At 63.0% G+C, this 18,220-nt stretch carries 14 protein-coding genes and 1 pseudogene; 13 read left to right on the top strand and 2 right to left on the bottom strand.

Annotation, left to right across the window (positions count from 1 at the left end):
• Positions 1 to 83 precede the first annotated feature (83 nt).
• Complete coding sequence (locus tag BJF89_RS07120) at positions 84 to 521, bottom strand: hypothetical protein (protein WP_075813585.1); 438 nt, start codon at positions 519 to 521, stop codon at positions 84 to 86.
• A gap of 235 nt (positions 522 to 756) precedes the next feature.
• Between BJF89_RS07120 and mobF the strand changes: the two genes are divergently transcribed.
• The 12 genes from mobF to mihF all read left to right on the top strand — a co-directional run bounded on the left by mobF (position 757) and on the right by mihF (position 15,738).
• The gene (mobF, locus tag BJF89_RS07115; RefSeq protein ID WP_158026044.1) at positions 757 to 2,271 is read left to right on the top strand and encodes a MobF family relaxase; all 1,515 of its coding nucleotides are present in this window, start codon (positions 757 to 759) and stop codon (positions 2,269 to 2,271) included.
• The gene (locus BJF89_RS07110) at positions 2,226 to 5,684 is read left to right on the top strand and encodes an ATP-dependent RecD-like DNA helicase (protein WP_075813581.1); all 3,459 of its coding nucleotides are present in this window, start codon (positions 2,226 to 2,228) and stop codon (positions 5,682 to 5,684) included. Before mobF ends, BJF89_RS07110 begins: the two co-directional genes overlap by 46 nt.
• Positions 5,685 to 6,024: 340 nt before the next feature.
• Positions 6,025 to 7,038, top strand: coding sequence for a hypothetical protein (locus BJF89_RS07105; protein ID WP_075813579.1), 1,014 nt, complete (start codon positions 6,025 to 6,027; stop codon positions 7,036 to 7,038).
• A gap of 1,513 nt (positions 7,039 to 8,551) precedes the next feature.
• Positions 8,552 to 10,057 carry a hypothetical protein gene (locus tag BJF89_RS07100; RefSeq protein WP_139311923.1) on the top strand — a complete coding sequence of 502 codons (1,506 nt, stop codon included), beginning with the start codon at positions 8,552 to 8,554 and terminating at the stop codon, positions 10,055 to 10,057.
• A gap of 93 nt (positions 10,058 to 10,150) precedes the next feature.
• The gene (locus tag BJF89_RS07095) at positions 10,151 to 10,798 is read left to right on the top strand and encodes a hypothetical protein (RefSeq protein ID WP_075813576.1); all 648 of its coding nucleotides are present in this window, start codon (positions 10,151 to 10,153) and stop codon (positions 10,796 to 10,798) included.
• Positions 10,799 to 11,303: 505 nt separating this feature from the next.
• Positions 11,304 to 12,083, top strand: coding sequence for a ParA family protein (locus BJF89_RS07090; protein WP_075813574.1), 780 nt, complete (start codon positions 11,304 to 11,306; stop codon positions 12,081 to 12,083).
• Positions 12,076 to 12,396 carry a hypothetical protein gene (locus BJF89_RS07085; protein WP_075813572.1) on the top strand — a complete coding sequence of 107 codons (321 nt, stop codon included), beginning with the start codon at positions 12,076 to 12,078 and terminating at the stop codon, positions 12,394 to 12,396. Before BJF89_RS07090 ends, BJF89_RS07085 begins: the two co-directional genes overlap by 8 nt.
• A gap of 280 nt (positions 12,397 to 12,676) precedes the next feature.
• Positions 12,677 to 12,925, top strand: a complete 249-nt coding sequence (locus BJF89_RS07075; RefSeq protein ID WP_075813567.1) for a hypothetical protein — start codon at positions 12,677 to 12,679, stop codon at positions 12,923 to 12,925.
• 135 nt (positions 12,926 to 13,060) lie between these two features.
• Positions 13,061 to 13,648: a hypothetical protein gene (locus BJF89_RS07070; RefSeq protein WP_075813565.1), complete on the top strand. Its 588-nt coding sequence runs from the start codon at positions 13,061 to 13,063 to the stop codon at positions 13,646 to 13,648.
• 46 nt (positions 13,649 to 13,694) lie between these two features.
• Positions 13,695 to 14,324, top strand: a complete 630-nt coding sequence (locus BJF89_RS07065; protein WP_075813563.1) for a hypothetical protein — start codon at positions 13,695 to 13,697, stop codon at positions 14,322 to 14,324.
• Between the two features lie 408 nt (positions 14,325 to 14,732).
• Positions 14,733 to 15,278: a MerR family transcriptional regulator gene (locus BJF89_RS07060; protein ID WP_075813561.1), complete on the top strand. Its 546-nt coding sequence runs from the start codon at positions 14,733 to 14,735 to the stop codon at positions 15,276 to 15,278.
• Positions 15,279 to 15,417: 139 nt separating this feature from the next.
• Positions 15,418 to 15,738 (top strand): integration host factor, actinobacterial type, encoded by a 321-nt coding sequence (mihF, locus tag BJF89_RS07055; RefSeq protein ID WP_075813559.1) that lies wholly within the window; start codon positions 15,418 to 15,420, stop codon positions 15,736 to 15,738.
• A gap of 21 nt (positions 15,739 to 15,759) precedes the next feature.
• On the opposite strand, the gene BJF89_RS07050 is transcribed toward mihF, so the two are convergent.
• Positions 15,760 to 16,884 (bottom strand): pentapeptide repeat-containing protein, encoded by a 1,125-nt coding sequence (locus tag BJF89_RS07050; RefSeq protein ID WP_075813557.1) that lies wholly within the window; start codon positions 16,882 to 16,884, stop codon positions 15,760 to 15,762.
• A gap of 1,030 nt (positions 16,885 to 17,914) precedes the next feature.
• Between BJF89_RS07050 and BJF89_RS07040 the strand changes: the two are divergent.
• A pseudogene (locus BJF89_RS07040) lies at positions 17,915 to 18,220 on the top strand (IS6 family transposase); the annotation flags it as partial.

Genomic DNA, 18,220 nt, shown 5'->3' with positions numbered 1-18,220 from the left:
CTGACTACCGGATCGGGCGTCAGTTTTTCGAGTCCGGGGATCGGCGGAACTGTGAACAATGCAGTACCCATCTCGTCTCACGCTCACCCAGCGTCAGCGGAGACGGGTACAGAGTGTTGCTCTGCTCGTTCCCCGTTCCCAGTATCCGCAGTCTCTGGTTCTACTGGTGCTGCAGACCCGGCGGACTGGGTGGTCGTGTTGTCTCCGGCCTTGTCGTGCTCGAGCAGCGCGGTCAACTCCTTCTGACGAGACACGGGGATACCCACATCGGCAGCGACAGTTTTGGCGGGCATCGACTCACGGGCTGTAGCGACGGCGAGGGCCAACTCCAGGTCGAGTTCACGAGACTTCGCAGAGTGCTTCTCTTCGATCCGTTGGATCGCTGTCTCCCGCTCCTCGTCGATCTTGGATCGCTGCTCTTCGATCTCATCGACTGCTGCCATCGCTTCGATCACAGCATGGTTCTGCCGCAGGAATTTTTGTCGCGCCGCCTCGAGTGACTTCTTCGTAATGTGTCCCATACCAGCGAACTATACCGCAGGACAAACACCTAGAACAGGCCCACGAGAATCCTGACGCAACCTAGCCGCCCATGATCACGATCTGACCGCCCTTTCCTGCCCACTCAGACTGCCTTCCGTCTAGCTCCCCGTGCAACGCCCAGGCCGCTGCCGCGTCCGAAAAACAACCACGCACCTCTTGCACTATTACTTGATATGCTTCCCTTCGGGAAAAATCACCGGTAGAATGGCACCCATGATGTCGTTGAAGGTGCTCCACGCCGGGGACGGGTACGCCTACCTAACCCGACAGGTGGCCACCGGCGACAACGCACGCACCCGCGGCGAGTTGATGGCGGACTACTACACTGCACACGGTGCCCCGGCCGGCCAATGGTGGGGCAAAGGTGCCGCACAGTTGGGGGTTTCCGGGGAAGTCACCGAAGAGCAGATGTTGGCGGCATACGGTGAGTTTTTGCACCCGGAGGCCAACGAGAAAATCGGCGAGCTCATCCGCTCCGGTGCTGGGGTGACTGCGGCGATCAACGCCGTGCGGCTGGGGCGGCGGGCCCCCGACTTCAACCGAGACAACCCGTTCCTGATGGCAGTCAAGCAGCAGACCATCGAGTTCACCCAGGCGCATGCGGCAGTACCCACCCCGGAGGAAATAGAGGATATCGGGTGCATCGTAGCCCGCCGGATGCTCACCGACATCGACGCCGGAGCCACCGATGCAGAGCGCCGGTTCGGTGTCATTGCGGCACAAGGCGTGGAGACGATGACGGGTGATTCTGCCGATGGATTCGTGCCCGACTGCCTCGGCACCGAGGACCAGGCGGTGCGGCACACCGCCCCGATCACCTCCGACCGGATCACCGCGTTCATCGCCCAGGCCAAGCGCGAAGCCCGCTACCCGGTTGCCGGCTACGACATGGTTTTCACCCCGGCAAAGTCAATCTCGGTGCTGTGGGGTATCGGCGACGAGACGACCCGCACAGCAATCATGAAGGCCCACTCTGAGGCAGTGGAATCCTCACTGCAGTGGATCGAGGACAACGCCGTGTTCACCCGCGCCGGTGCCCAAGGCCAGGAGAAGATCGACTGCGACGGCGCGACCGTGGCAAAGTTTCTGCACTTCGACAACCGTGCCGGGGACCCGAACCTGCACACCCACTGCGCGATGCTCAACCGGGTGCACTGCACCGACGGCAAGTACCGCACCGTTGACGGCACCGTGCTGCACCGCGCGGCAGTTACCGCTTCCGAGCACTACAACCAGAGGGTCACCGAACTGGTCGCCCGGTACCTGGAGGTCGAGTTCGAACCGGTGGTGAAGTCCCGCGGGGGCCGACCGGTCTGGGAGATCAAAGGCATTCCGACCGAGCTGATGCGGGCGATGAGTCGCCGCGACGACGTTATGGACCGTGGCCGGGAACTGCTCGAGGACTACCGAAAGACCTACGGTCGCACACCGCCGAAACATGTGCAGTACAAGCTCATGGAACAGGCGAACCTGGAGACCCGCGCAGCAAAAGCTGCACCCCGATCCCTGCAAGAAATGGTCGAACAATGGCGCGGTATCGCCGACACCACCTCCCCCAACTTCAACCGCCAGTCGGTGCTGGAGGACGTGTATGCCGCCGGTGACACCTACCTTGCCGACCCCGGCCCTGAGGCTCCCGAGGCTGAGCGGGACGCATACGAGACCCAGCAGCTAAGCGCCGTGTGCCCTACTCCCCCGGTGCCGAGGACACGATCGTCGACCGGGTGATGGACGCCCTCGCCCGGGAGCGCTCCAGCTGGACTGAGTACCAGATCACCTCCGAAACCTCCCGCCAATGTGCTCGGTTCATCTTCTGCTCCGACGAGCAGAAAGCCGCTGTCGTCGAGCGCATCACCACCTGGTGTCTGGCGGGGCACTGCATCACCATCGACCATGAACGCATCCTGCCCGGGGTCAACGTCGAGTCCTGTTCACCGCGACTGCGTCGCGCCAACGGTGAGTCCGTGTTCACTGCGCACGCTTCCACCCGCTTTACCTCCCAGGCGGTGCTCGACGACGAGAAGACCATCACCGACGCCGCTGGACTATGGGTGGCCAACGCCCACTCCCCGGCCCAGGGACGTGAGGCTGCCGCGGAGATCGAGGCCGCCAGGAACATCACCCTGTCTGCCGACAAGACCGAGTTCGTCGAGCATCTGCTGTGCTCCCCGGCGGTACTCGCCGCCGGCATTGGTCCCGCCGGCGCGGGAAAAACCACCGCGATGGAGGTGTTCGCCCGCGCCTGGGAGAAGTCCGGCAACACGGTCATCGGCCTGGCCCCCAGCGCGGTAGCCGCCAGCGTGCTGGCACAGGACGCGGACATTGCCACCGGTACGATCGCGCAGTTCATCCACCCCGGCTCCGACAACATCGCCCATGGTCTCGACGTCGGGGAGGGTGATGTGATTCTCGTTGATGAGGCCGGTATGGCCTCCACACGAGACCTGGCAGAGCTGGTGCGTGCAGCCAGCCAGGTGGGTGCGGTAGTGCGACTGGTCGGTGACCCCCAGCAGCTCACCGCGATCGAATCCGGCGGCATGCTCGCCGAGGTCGCCACCGCCACCGACGCCCCGGTGCTCACCGAAGTTAACCGATTCCACGACCCGGACGAGGCAGACGCCAGCCTGACACTGCGCGGCGGGGACACCAGCGTTATCGACTGGTACATCTCCCACGGACGGGTGGATTCCGGACTGCGCGAGGAACTTCCCGGTCGAGTGTTCACCGCGTGGTGGGACTCCATCAAGCAGAACAAGACCGCACTGATGATCGCCGGTGACAACCACACCGTCGACGCACTCAACCAGATGGCAAGGACGAACTACATTGACTCCGGCCGGGTGAACCCCGCCGCCGGGCAGACCACCATTGCCGGCGGGCGGGTTGCCGCGGTCGGTGACACGATCGTCACCCGCGCCAACGACTCGACGATCCGCTACGGCACGAACGGCAGGCACCGGGTGAAAAACGGTGACCTGTGGAGCATCACCGGAGTCAGCGACGATGGCTCGCTGACCGTCGCCCACCACGAACGTGGGCACAAGGTGACCCTGCCGGCTGAGTATGTCACCGAGAATGTGGAGCTGGGTTACGCCTCGACGATCTACCGCAGTCAGGGCATGACCGTGGATCGTGCCTACGTCATCCCGTCACAGTCACTGGACCGCCAGGGGCTCTATGTCGCGCTGTCTCGTGGACGCTCGCTCAACAAGATTTTCCTGCCTGATGACCAGGTGCCCGATGTGGACTTGCACCTGCCTCAGAACCAGCCGATGTCACCGCGGCATCTGCTCGCCTCGATCATCGAGCGCGATGGCTCGGCTGTCACCGCACATGCCACGCTGGCTGCTGCGGATACCGCTGAGCTGGATGTGCCCACCGTGGTGGCGGCCTACATCGAGCTGGCCGAAGAGCTCGCCGTCGATGTTGTTGTCGCGGCCACCGCCGATGGTGAGGCCCGCGCGCTGCTGCGGGCCGACTGGCAGTCTCGCCGGCTGGCCGAGTACGTCGGCCGACTCGACGCTCTCGGAGCCGACACTGACACGATCCTCACAGCGGCGATCGCCACGGCGAAAACCCGGTGGGATGCCACCGACGAGGACAAGCGCGACAGCTTCGCGTTCCTGGTCCGCATGGCCGTCGAAGACAACGACGCAGTCAAGATCCTGCCCGACAGCGACCTGCTGTGGACGGTTGATGCTCCCCTGCCAGCGGCCCAGAACACCGAGCGGCGCAGCAGGATCCTCGGGGACGCTGAGCTACACGACTTCGTCTGCGGTACCTATGCAGTAATCCAGGAGCACCTGGACGCCGCCGGGGACACCGCGGTGTCCGAGACCCCGGAGTGGACCAGTCTGATCGGTGAACCCCACCCTGATGAGCGTGAGTACCACGCCACCTGGTGTGCCACGGTGCGCATGTTCGCCGCCGCTGCCCAGCGTGATCCCTCTCTGATCACCGCCGAGCGCATCACCAACCGTGATGAACTGCCCACGCACCTGCGCAAGGGGTTGGATGCGGTGGATGCTGCTGGACGCCGACGTCACCGCAGTGACTTCCTGGACCGGATGATCGATTCTGAGGCGAAGCAGTACATCACCATCTGCCGCAGCAATGCCGATACACTGCGCGACCGACGGGCTGCAGCACTCGAGGAGATGCGCGAAGCAGAGAACTACCCGCACCTCGTCACGGTCACCGCCGAGTACGAACGCACCGTCACCCAGGCCAAAATGATCGAGGTCTACCGACGTCTCGACGCCGAATGCGCCGAGGCCCAGGCAGCGGCGAATGCCGCACACAACAACCTCAGCACCGCGGTGACCTCCGCGCGTATCGGGCGCAAGCAGCGTATCGAGACTGCCTCGGCCGAGCATGCTGCAGCGACCGTGCGGCTACGTGAGCTCCAGGTACAGACCCGCGCTGCCGAGGAGGGTCTGCCGGCCCGTCCGCTGTGGGGCAAGATTGTCGCGGCCGCCGGCAACGCCGCCGAGTGGCAGCGCCGGACCGACCAGGCCACCATCACCGACGAGAAGACGATCGACTCCGCGATCGCGAAGATCCACCGACTCGATGACCAGATCGCCCTGTGGGACGAGCGTGCGCAGATCACCGACGGCCTGCTGGGGGCCCGCACACCGGCGACTGCCGAGCAGAAGCAGAAATACATGGCCAGACTGCGCGCCGATCTCGCAGCCAAGCGTGCTGAACGTGCCGAGGCTCGTGTTGTCGAGGCCAACCGGTTCGACCACGAGGACATGGGAGCCGACGACAGTCAGAGCCCCCGGTCCCCCGGCCCCGATGATGACCAGAAGAAGGCATCTAACCCGGTGCTGGTTGAGTGGCGGCGCAAGCGTCAGCAGGCCCGCGACACCCAGAACACCGTCGAGGCCGAGGCAAGCGACGAGCTACGCGACCAGTTCCGCCACGTCGCCCGCGTCGTCACCCACGCCGGCACCGGCAGCAAGGAAAGCATCAGAGACACGCAGGAGCCGACCGGGTTCCCGGGCCTGTATGCCTATTCCCTGGAAGAGAGCCTCGCCGCCGTCACCAGAAACAAACGTACAGATCGGCCCGGTATCACTCCCCCCAGTGAGAGCTCGCAGCCACATGCCCCAGGAGATAGCGCAGTTGAACTGTAGATACCGATATGAGGGCAGGGCTAGAACGATGTTGGTCTGAGCCACCATCGATTGGCAACGCCGCACCGGGGTGTCCACATCCGCGCGCAGCTCCTTCTCTGGCGGAAGTTCTCGAGATGGGCGGGCGCTACCGGATCGGTGAGTTGCTTGAACGCGTTGGGGAGCACCGGAGATTCTCAGCCGTCACGGTTCAGGATCACCTGATCGTCTCCGGAGCCACGCAATTCCGCACGACTCGCAGAGTAGCTAGCGAGGACAGCCCGTATACAGCGATCGGCGTGCCGTCGGGGATCAGCCGGGATCCCGTACGCCAGCCGGCACCACGTGCGACAATGAAATTATGAAGTTCAGGAGACGAAATCTTGAAGCGCTCGGTGACCTCGTTGTGGGGAATCGTGGATGTGACGACGCCGAGGCTAAGTACTTCCCTTACCGCACCAGCATGTATATCACGGAGTTTTTCCAGGAGTTAGACACAGAGTACGAGCACGACGGCTCAACCCGTCATCGCTGGGTGGTTGACGTACTCGAGCAGATGCTGGATGAACCGCACCATGGACCCCACCACCCGCCAGAGATCTTCTGCCGATTGATCGACCAACTAATGAGTCCGGCTGATCAATTCAATGAGGGAGCCGACCGCCCCCGGGCACTGGCGCAACTCAATGAGATCCTCGGCCGCGAAGGCTTCGAAGCCTTCTACGGAGAGGACAACCACTGCTATCTCCGGCATGTCGGCACCCAAACCGTCACGGTGCTCGCGGCGAACCCACACCGACCACTCAGCAAAGCCGAGCAGGAACGTCGACTGCTCTTGGCGGGATACCTCGATCACTGCAGCGAAGACGAGCTCATTGAGGAGGTGCTGCTTCCGCTTTTCCGACAGCTCGGCTACCACCGCATCACGGCGGCAGGACACAAGGACAAGGCCCTGGAGCACGGCAAGGACATCTGGATGCGCTATACCTTGCCGACTCAGCACGTCCTGTACTTCGGCATTCAGGCGAAGAAGGGCAAACTGGACGCCTCCGGCGTTACCAAGACCGGCAACTCCAACATGGCAGAGATCCACAATCAGGCACTCATGATGCTGGCACACGAAGTATTCGACCCCGAGGCCAACCGTAGGGTGCTGGTTGACCACGCCTTCATCGTTGCAGGTGGCGAGATTACGAAAGCCGCCCGCAACTGGCTTGGCAATAGGCTCGACGCCACCAAACGCAGTCAGATCATGTTCATGGACCGCGACGACATTTTGAACCTCTACGTCGTCACCAGCTTGCCGCTCCCCGAAGGAGCACTGCCGCCGCCGCCCCCGAAACCATGGTCGGGGAATAATGAACTGCCGTTCTGATACTTGCGTTTGGTGCGCGATGGATTGACTCCTTCATCTACTCGCGACTGCCCCTCTGCGCGGTCCTCTCCTTGGGCCTAGCCCCGCCGCTTGACCACCGTTAAGCACAGGGCCATCATGAACCCGATCGCTTTCGTGGTCTGACACCCCAACTGACACCTGAACGTGCGGTAGTCTCCCCGCAGTCCAGGTGTAGGGTCTTGCCTTCCCCGCTGCAGTGACCACCCCCCCACCACCGCTCCGACTCCTACTGGTCTTCGGAAGCAGCCCCGTGTTCTCAGACGAGGTTGCAGTGAATCTCGGCGCGCTCCCCGCTGTAGATCACATCGACAGTTACGGTCACTGCCAACACATATAAAAGAGCGCCACCCAGGTTGCCGCCCGGATGACGCTCGCTGACCCCACGACTCTGACCTCGTGGAGAAAGCCTGCCCATGAGTATACGCCACGACGCATCGCCGTCACACCGCAACCACGGCGCGTCGCCAGGATTTTTCCCGCCGGCATCCGCACCGCATCCCCTCCCCCGGGGTGACGCCGGTACCCCTCAAGGCAGTATCGCTCAGGCACCCACGAGTTCGCCACTGCGAGGAACGCTCGTTCAGGGCCGCGCGCTGACATTCGCACAGATCGTGCCGACCCCTTCCCCTCCCCCAGCACCAGTAGGCACGCCTCAGGGATGTAGCCGCAGCTGGTGTGAGTCGAGGAGTCGGCGGGGCGAGATTGCCGATATGCCGGTGTTGAGGCTTCACGGTGGAAGCAGCAGCGCTTCACAGGGCATGCCACAGCGCTCGGGGCGGTCGTTGGCGTCGTGTGCAGGCCGCTCGCCGCCTGTGAACCAGAGGTGAGCGCTCCTCACCTCCTACTCCCCTGCTGTCCGTGTCGCCTGTTCCCCGAGACGAGGGGATGTGGAAAGATTATCGAATGACATCTCTGTAATTACCTCCAGGAGGATCTACCTGCCCAACCCCCCAATGTGATGGAGCCATCGCCCAGCTCACCGCACCCGGCCAGCGAGCCGTGTGACCAGGGCGCTCGACACAACTTCACAGGGAATGGACAAAATCTGCCCGTCACCGGCCGAAACAAGGGTGACCGGCTCCGGCGCACCGTGTGCTCGCCTCGCTCCCTCACCAGGAGCGGGTAACCAACCAACCTAGAACACACCCCCGCCCCAGAGACCGCAGGCAAAAGAAAAACCCCCGGGTAACCAGCCCGAGGGAGTTTCTAAAAGTTCTGGCGAGAAGAGGACCAACTCTTCTGCTTTTTGTTCCCCCCGAACCACCAGGGAGCGTCAGTGCCTATCGACGTATCCCAGGATAGCTGCACCCTCTTACCAGATGCAAGAGGACACAGCCATAACCTGGGTTTTTCTATATCTTCTGCAGGTCAGGCGGGTTCCTCCTCACCTGCGACAACTCAACAACACCCCCCGCACGAGGCTAAACAGCACCTGCCGCGGTGGCGTCTCCGACCCCGCATCGCCGCCGAATTGGTCTCCACGGCACTGCACTTGCCCGAACGCCACGACTCAGTGGAACCGGACTGGTGGGCCCGCCAGCAGATTGCCGAGACCGTCACCGACAAGCAGATCACCGCGGCGAACACCACCGCGAAGTCCCTGCGACGGATCGCCAACATCGCACGCACAGTCATGCATGCCCGCTTCCAGCGCGGTGAGATCAACGCGTGGTCGAAAGTCCTGGACCTTCCGAACGATTTCGTTGACGCTCATGACGAGCTGACCCACTACGCCGACACCATCGCCGAGGATCTACGCCGAGCCCGGACCGAGATCCAGCCGGCTATCGAGGCGCTCAACGCCCCGCAGCGCTCTGCGGTGTCCTGGGAGCTGCCCGCCACGGACTTAGCCACCCGTGGCTATTGGGCCGGGCGGGATCACTGGGTCGAGCACGCCGACGCCTGCCTGGACACCGCCCGCGCAGAGGGGGTGACCTTGGACTGCTCGCCGCACAATGTGCGTGCCCTGATCCGCGCGATGGGCGACTTCTTCGACTCCGCCGGCCACGGCTGCACGGCCTCCAACGCCACCATCGTCGCCCGGGCCCAACACCACCACGGGGCAACGATCGCCGAGTCCACCGGGGTGCGCCGACTCAGCACGATCACCCGGGTCCTCACTGAATACAACTTCCTCAAGCCCCAGGCGAAGGGGCGCTACCTGTCTTCGATCGAGCGTATGGCCGCACGCTGCCACCACGGTAAAGCTCAGCACCGGGCAGCCAACCACTTCGACGCCAACATTCCCCGCCATCTGCTGCCCGCTGGGACCCCTCCCCCACCGGCCCCTGCCTGGGCCACCAACACGCGCTCCCGGCTAGCCGAGCGGCACACCAAACTCCAGCCGGGGATGACGGTCGCTGACTGGGTTGTCGCCACCGCGATCGCGAACCAGAAAAGCACTGTGAACAGCAGTGACGAACAGCAGTCCACCTATACTAATAGTTACTGGCAGTTTTTCCGGACCGGTGAAAATTGGGTCACCCAACACCGGGCGCACGCGCCCGCGAACAACCCACATCCTCCCATCTCACCCAGACAATCGTCCCCGACACCGACAGAGTCGGCTTCGCCTCCTAGCAGGGACAAGAAGAGGACTGCATCCGGGATATCCCTGCGAGCTCGGCGTATCGCTGATGACCTGACCCGCCACGATCCCACGCACACTCTGGCGACGGGGCCGTACGCGCACCTTCTGAACTGCGGTGACGGTCGTCTCTCGCTCAATGGTTTGGCGCGGCTGATTGACCGACTCACCCCCGAGTGGTCTGGCACCCGTGACGTCCTCGCCGGCCTGGTCCACGCCGCGACCTCCCCCACCGGACACATCGCCCTGGGCACCCGCACCCGGCCGGACAACGCGGCCGCGTGGATGACCAGCGTGCTCAACCGCATCGACTGGGACAACCCCGACGAGTTCCCCGGTCGCAGCAACGTCGACGAGGCTTTCGGGCTGACCTGGAACGGCAGCCGCCGAGAGTGGCGACCCGTCGGATAGCAACCCCAAAGATCCCCAAAAACAACCCCCTACCAGCAAACACACAGCACAATCTCCCCCGAAAACATGAACACAGATGGGATAATGAGAACCATGGCGACCGAGATGACCAAACCGATGCGCGCCCACACCGACAAGATCCTCGGAACCCTCGAGGACATTCTGCACACCGTAATCACCGTCGGGGTGGCCACCGCCGAGCGCGACCAGCTCACCGCGGAACTCGACGAGATCCGCGCCCAGCGCTCACAGATCCCCACGGCAACCGCCGCCGGGGCCGGCCGCTGGACTAAAGCCGCCGCCGCACGCACCAAGAAGCTGCGCAAGAAGCACGCCAAGACCCTCGCTGCCGCAGAAGCCCGCGAGCAGCAACGCGCCACCAGCCGCCGGGCTCGAACAACGACCGCGACAACAGCTGCCTGTACAGCTACGACCACCGACGACAACGCCGACCAGGCGTTGGATCTCCCCTACACCGACGAACACCTCGAGCTGCTGCGCCACACCACCGCACTACTACGCAACCGAAGCCAGTCCCTGCAGCGCTCCGCACGAGTCACCACGGGTGCCCTACACGCCGCGATCCGTCAGGAAATCCATCGCGTCAACCTCGACTACAGCACCCTGCCCCGCATGAGCCTGACCGCCACTGCCGCCTGCCACGACTACCACCAGGCCGCCGACGAACAGTGGAAAGAACACGGCGCCGAAGTGCTTATCCGACGCCCATGCCTCCGTTGAGCGAAGAACAAGCGCAGTCAGCTCAGCGCAATAGCGTTTCGACCTCACAGATGGTGGGGCCACGATAGCTAGCGGCCAAGGTGCTCACTGCTTGCATGCATACAGGCAAGCACGCAGGCCTGCAGGGCGGGCGGGTGGCGAGCCCACGGCCCCACCGATGTTCCACGATTCGAGAGACATCGGGGACTACGCTCTCGCCTGCCCGCCGCCGAAAGCTAGCGGCGCCACGAACTGGTTGCCTGCAGATCTACATGCATGTACGCATGTCTACCTGTACGCTTGTCTGCATGTAAAATGGCGCGAGCGAACGGGATATTGAGTGCAGGCATGCATGCACGATCTGCGTCCTCCTGTTCTGATCACTGCAGTTCACGGCAGGCTGACGGAGTCGACATCCGACGGCGAGTGCGTGCAGACATGCTCGCATGTGTGTACGTAAGCCTGCATGGGTGCATGCATGCATGGAGGTCTGTACGCGTACACGCATGTGTGCTACCGTGTCTGTATGCGAATCGTAGCGAAAGCAAACAACAAGGGCGGCGTCGGAAAGACGCAGATCACCCTGGGGAACGCGAGCGCAGCCCGTGCTCGCGGACAGCGGGTCCTGGTCGTCGACGTCGACGGGCAAGGCAACTCCACCTCAGCGCTGCTCCCCGAGGACTACGGCGACGTCGAGGGGGGAACAGCCGCGATTCTCGACGGGACATCAACCATCGCCCAGGAGGTCATCGCGTCTGCCTGGGAGGGGGTGGATCTGCTGCCGGCAACAGTGCACGTGACAAACTTTGAACGCGAGACGTCCCCAGGCGCCGAGTTCCGACTTCGACGCGCCCTGAGGGAACAGGTCGTCGTTGACACCTATGACTGGGTCTTCATCGACTGCCCGCCGGCCGTGGGCCGTGTGACGCTCGCGGCTCTCGTAGCCGCCGATGACGTCATCATCGTCACCGAGCCCTCCAAGGACGCCACCGACGGCGTTATCAACCTGCTGGAGACCATCGACGTTGTCCGGGAGTACTACTCGCCAGATCTGCACATCGCCGGGGTGGCCCTGAATAAGATGCAAGTTCAAGGCAAGGAGGTCACGTACCGTGCAGAAGAGCTACGCAAGGAGATGGGGGAGGACATGATGCTGGAGACGATTCCACTGCGCTCGATCATCGCGGACTCGCGTGGCGCGGGCATCCCCATCCACGACATGCCCGGCATCAGGGCCGCGACAGTCGCCAGCATCTTCGACGGATACCTCGACCACATCACGAATGGAGCAACGAACAATGACTGACATTCCCCGCAAACCAGCTCGCTCACGCCACCCGCTGATCCCCAACGCTGATCAGACCCCGAGCAACGAGATGAAGGAAGGCGAGACCACGGTGGGCGCTACCGCGGACATGGCCGTCGCAGGTGGGGCAGAGTCCACCGAGAAGGCCGACCCCTACGCGGACCCAATGTACGACACACTGGTGAACCTCCAGGTCCGAGTCCCGCTGAGAGTCAAGGTCCGGCTGGATGAACTCAAGAAGCGCGACGGCGGCTCCATTGCCGGACACGTCTCTACCGGCCTGTCCGAGTGGCTTTCCACGAAAGACCTGTAGGCATGCCTGCCTGTCTGCATGTATGCAATGAAAGGGAGGACTCATGAAGATCTCGCCAGTCACATACCTATTGTTCCTGCTCAGCATGGCATCCTTCGCCACTGGAGGGTACATCGGCACGACCTGGTCAGTAGCTCTCGGCATGGCCGGAGGGTTTGCCCTAGGTGCCGTGGGGCTCCACCCTCTCGCGTGGCAGATCGAGCCAAAGTACCGGCACACGGTGCGTTGCCTGGTCCGAAATCGGCCGACCTCATGAGCACCTGGAGACGAGGTAACCGACATGCACGACGATCAACTCTCACCGGTGGGGGAGGGGCACACCTGGTTGCCCACCGCCCCCGCCACCACACACGGAACCCGTGACCTGATCGACACCGAACTCGTCGAGGTCTGGAACCAGGCCCGCGAAGCCGCACGCCACAACCGTGCGATCACCAAAGGGCGCGGCGAGTACAACGCCCTCCAGGGCCAGCTCTACCGCTGGACCGAAGACCGGATCGACCAGATCCACAACAGCATCGACCACTGACCTCAGCCATTCGCCGGCGCACCCCGCGACGCCTTCGGGATCACCCTCACCGACGTCGAGCTGCTGACCAAAGCCGGTCGGATACGACCAGAGATCAGTCGCAGCGCATTGACCGGCGATACCTCCAAAGGCGGGATGATCGGTTCGCTCATCTTCGCTGTCGGGGCGATCATCAGCCTCAACCTCTCCAGTGGCAGTGTCGCCGTCTTCGCCATCTTCACCGTGGCCGCGATCTTCACCGCGGTGGTGATGACCCGGATGAAGCGAGAAGAGATACGCGCCCTCACCGAGGACGGCCCCGCCATCGAGCTGCACAACGGCGACCAGGCCACCGGCCTCACCGTCGGGCACAGCTCCGCGATCGCTGAACTCATGGCCGACGTCCACGCCGCCGCGGCAGGCTGGGACGACCCGATCTGGGGCTTCTACACCGAGATCGCCGCGCTGTCCGACGAAGCTGGACGCAGCCTCTACAGTCGCGGACTCGACGACGCCAAAGCCGGCGTCTACAACCAGTCCATCGCCACGTTGGTGTCCAACCTGCGCAAGATGATCGACCGTCGCAACGCCAAAGCCGACGCCCGCCAACTCAGCGAGCGCGAGGCCGCCTACCGTGAGCTCACCGAACGCCCGGACAACGGCGAGGACGCCGAACTGCTGCAGACCCGCCTCAACGAAGTGATCCGCGGGGCCGAGAAGGCACGCCGCGACCTCACCGACTAGAACCAACACACCCACCGCACACGTCGCGGAGACAAGGAGCACCACCATGAAGTACATCGGCACCGTCGTCGACAACTACCAGCGCAAGGACCGCACCGAGACCCTTATCAGCATCGAAGGACTGGCCCGCCCGCAGCAGATCGCGGTGATCTGGTCGACCAACCGCAGCGCCGACGCCCTGCACGACCTGGTGCTGGGAACCCGGGTGATCTTCGCCGCCCACGAGGACACCCTCACCCAGCGCACCGACACCGATGAGACCACCGGAGCGACCTCCACCATCCTGGTGGCCGTCGGACACTTCTACGATGTCATCGACGACACGCGTGACGCGGCAGTGATCTACGAGACCATTGAGCCGAGGCCTCTGGAGCTCGTCGGCACCGTTGTGGACGTCGAGCAGCGCGGTGGGAACTCCTCGGTCACGCTCACTATGCCTCGGCACGGGCAGAGTCAGCCGATCCAGACCCGGTGGCCTGCCAGCATCGCCGGCGCTGTCGAGGGCGTCGACGTCGGTGACGAGCTCCTGGTGATCGCCGAGGAGCGATCGCTGAGCTGGACCGTCGACATCGATGGTGCCGGGCGCCGCGCCATCGTCCCGGCTGTCACCGGTATCAAAGCGTTGAAACCGGTTAGCAGGGGTGACGTCGAGACTGCCACGGCAGCGAAAAGATAGTCGCGCTGACGGTGGGGGAGGGGTGTGAGGGGGAAGAAGGCTGCCGCGGCGGTCGCTTCGCTTGACCACCTTGCCTTGAAGGTTGAGTTGCTAACACGACTGCGGGGTAGTCGATGAGCTGAGCGCTCAGGTCGATGCCGGGTTCGTCGTAGTCTTGTGCCTGACTGGGAAAGCCGGCGGGCACCGCGTCGGTGGCAACTGCGATCGGGTACTGATCACCGGGGACGATACGAACGGGTGTGGACATGATCAAAGTAGAACACATGTTTGCATGATTGGACAACCGTGCAGGATGGCGACGCCTGGCTGAGCATCGGTGGTCTTCCGGGTAGGGCGGTGGTGCACTAGCGTGGGTGGGGTAAATGACAGCCACGTCATCACCCTTGGGGAAGAAGGGCACGCGAGACCATGACAACCGAACAGCCAGTACCAGTGCAGGGTGCACTCTTCGACGTTGAGAACCACCACACCGATCCGCAGGTCGGCTACCGCGGGCCGAGTGTGTGCCAGATTGCTGGGATCACCTACCGGCAGTTGGATTACTGGACACGCACGGATCTGGTGGCCGCCAGCGTGACCGCTGCCGCAGGGTCCGGTTCCCAGCGCCTCTACTCATTCCGGGACATTCTGCTGATCAAGATCATCAAGTCGTTATTGGATGCGGGGATCTCGCTGCAGAACGTGCGCAAAGCACTGACCCACCTGGCTGACAGGGGAGTGGCTGACCTGTCTGGGCTGACGCTGATGTCCGACGGCACCACGGTGTATGAGTGCACATCGGCCGATGAGATCGTGGACCTACTCGCCGGAGGCCAGGGCGTGTTCGGGGTGGCGGTACCCGGCCTGGTTACGGAGCTGAACGGTACTATCACCGCGTTTTCCTCCCACCGATCCGATGATCCGGCATCGTTCGATGAGTTGGCCGCCCGCCGTGCCGCCAAAGCAACTGCGTGACGAGAATGCCATGGGCGGGTGAAGAACACAGTTTCACCGCATCCCGGTGACCTGATGGTGGTATCTTGACTGCCCAACAGCAGGTTCCAGACATTTGGTGACCCGTCCCATCGATTAGCTGAAAGCGTGTGATCATCTCATGGCCTCCAGTCTTCCCAACCTCACCCCGCAACAACGTGCCACTGCGTTGCAGAAGGCCGCCGAGACCCGAGCCAAGCGCGCGGAGTTCACCGCCCGGTTACGCACCGGTGAGACCACCGGTGCCGCTGGACTGGATGAGGCGCTGGGCGATGAGGTGTTGGCGAAGACTCGTCTGACCAGTTTCCTGCGCGCGTTGCCGGGGTGGGGCAAGGTCAGTGTCGAGAACTTCCTGGAGTCCAACAACATCGCCGACAACCGCCGCCTCGGTGGCCTGGGAAGCATTCAACTCACAGCAGTGCGTGACGCGGTCGCGGGGTAGGCCGGTTAGTCGACATCGAACCTAGTCAGGCGGATCACCCCAGGGGTCACGCTCCGTGCGTGTGAATCCGGCGGTCTCGGGATTGTAGTAACGAGGGAATTGCGTATCGTCGCTGTATCTAGGTGACCCCTTATAGAATCGGTCCAGGCGTGCGTCAGTGAGGTTGGCCCACTGCAGATGAGTACCGTCTATCTTCACTGTTCTGAGCTTTGCACCAGTCAGGTCGGCGCTACAAAAGTCTGCCTGCGTTATGGTCGCCTGAGTGAGGTTCGCGTTGCGCAGGGTCGAGATACGAAGAGTGGCCTTGGTCAGGTTCGTATACATCATCTCGGCGTTCGTCAGGTCCACAGCAGTGAGATCTGCCCCCGTTAGCTTCGCCCGATGGGTATTCGAATCGACCATTGTGGCCCGTTCCAGGTTGGCGCCGGTGAGGTCCGCCGCGGTGAGGTCCGCACCTGCTAGCTGCGCCCGTTGGAGGTTCGCCTTTCGCAGGTGTGCGCCCTCCAGCTTCGCATTCACGAGGTACGCATGGCTCAGGTCCAGCTGTGCCCAGCTCTCGTCGTCTACATTGCCCGCCTCGTCGGGTGCAGGGAGGTGTGCGATGAGGATCTGTGATCGGGCGTCCTGCACCATGGTCCTGCGCTGTGTCTCTGCGGAGCCGCCCCTTTCGTCCTCGCCGAGACTATCGGGCTGCAGGGTGTGCTTGAACATCAGGTCGATGATCTCCTGGCGTCGTAGCTTAATCATCGCGCTGACAGCCTTGCGTTCAGCATGGTCAGCATCAGGTATATCGCGAAGCATTTCGTTACCGATGCTCCACCAGTCATCAACGAGGCCTGCGAGTTCGATGAGGCCGGACACCTGCATGAAGCCTTGGCCTTGGCCTAAATGGTTGACCGCCTGCGCCGTGCGTTCCCCCATTTTCTCCTGGCGTTTGTTGCGCTCCTGTTCGCGGTGGCGCTTGACCTGTGTTTTGTGGTCGACGCTCCATCTCCAGTACAGCAGCATCGCCGCAGTCAGGGCTCCCAGTGACGTGAATGCTCCACCGCCGATGAGTTCAACATAGCGAGGACCATCCAGCCACCCTCGCCGGACTAGAAAGACTCCGGTGAACACGATGAGAACGATGAAGATCAGTATCGCCACGATAGGTGGCCTCCAGGGGCTGGTTTCCCTACCGGCAGGTGGGAGGCGGCGGTGTTTCCACATGGCTCTAAGGATAGTTTCACCGTCGTGCGATGCCCGATCGCATTCACACGCCGGGCTTGGCGGGACCAGTCATGCTGCCTGCGGGAGGAGAGACGGTCCATCTCGTAGGACAGCTGGTAGTAGAGATTGTGACTGTCGCGACGGGGTGAACCCAGAGCTCGGCACTCGGCAGTAATCCTCAATGCGCAGGTGGAAGGCATTCTCTTGATCTGCTGGGTTGTGTGTCACCGTCCAGGTGGCCTTGGTAGCGGGAGGGAAGGCCCGTGGGCTGGGGGTGGTTGGTGTTCTAGACTTATCTGCGGCGCGGTCAGAGTGGCCGCCCTCCTCACTGCTGCGTGGCCCTGGTGCTCGCGCGCGAGGTCCACGCATGCGTGTGGACCCTTCACAGTGGAGGGGAGGTGATTGCATTGGTTCACGCTCGCGACAGCGACGACGACCAGGGCAAAAAGCCCGGTCACGGCATATGGAAAGTCGCGGCCACCGTCCTTGCACTAGGAATACCGGTGGTCCGCGACTTCACAGAGATCGTGACCGCAGTGCTTGGCTGGTTTACTAGCTAGGCACTACAGAGCACGCTGGTGCTCGACAGCCTCCGGAGCGTAGGACCTCCGGGGGTTGTTTTTATGATCAGAGCGACTACCGAGGACATGAGGAGTCTCCCTGACACCTATTACCCTACATCGGTTCCCGGAAACCCACATCAGGGAGCACGTGTATCACCTGTTCAGTGGGCCTGTATTGGTGGTTGACGGAGGGACAAGAGATGGCGCCGCGGGCTCGCTGCGCTGGACCCCTTGCCCCGCAGGTGAGGTCTACCGGGCGCGGTCAGGTGGGTACGGGAAGACGGCTATCGCCGTCCGCTGGAGTGTGAGGTCTAGCTAAAGAGTAAACCGAGCCGTGATCGTCCGCACGTTGGTTTCCAGGATGCTGTTGCAAAGTTGGGGTCGGTCAACCAGCATCAGACAGCATGAGCATCTTCTCCGGTCGCCACTTCCCTCAAGAGATCATCCTGTGGGCAGTGCGCTTGTACTGCCGCTACGGAGTGTCCTACAGGGATCTCGAGGAGATGCTGACCGAACGCGGCGCACCGGTGGATCACACCACGATTCTCACCGGTGGGTACAGAAGTACGGCCCCGAACTGGACAAACGTACCCGCTGGTACCGTCAAACCTCGCCGTGGCTCTCCGACTCCTGGCGAGTGGATGAGACCTACATCCGGGTCGGCGGGAAATGGTGCTACCTCTACCGGGCGGTGACCAAGGATGGCCGGA

It is taken from the genome of Corynebacterium sp. CNJ-954, from assembly GCF_001942345.1.
GTDB lineage: Bacteria > Actinomycetota > Actinomycetes > Mycobacteriales > Mycobacteriaceae > Corynebacterium.
The sequence above is the reverse complement of the archived record's forward strand: the minus strand, read 5'-3'. Positions and strand labels throughout refer to the sequence as shown.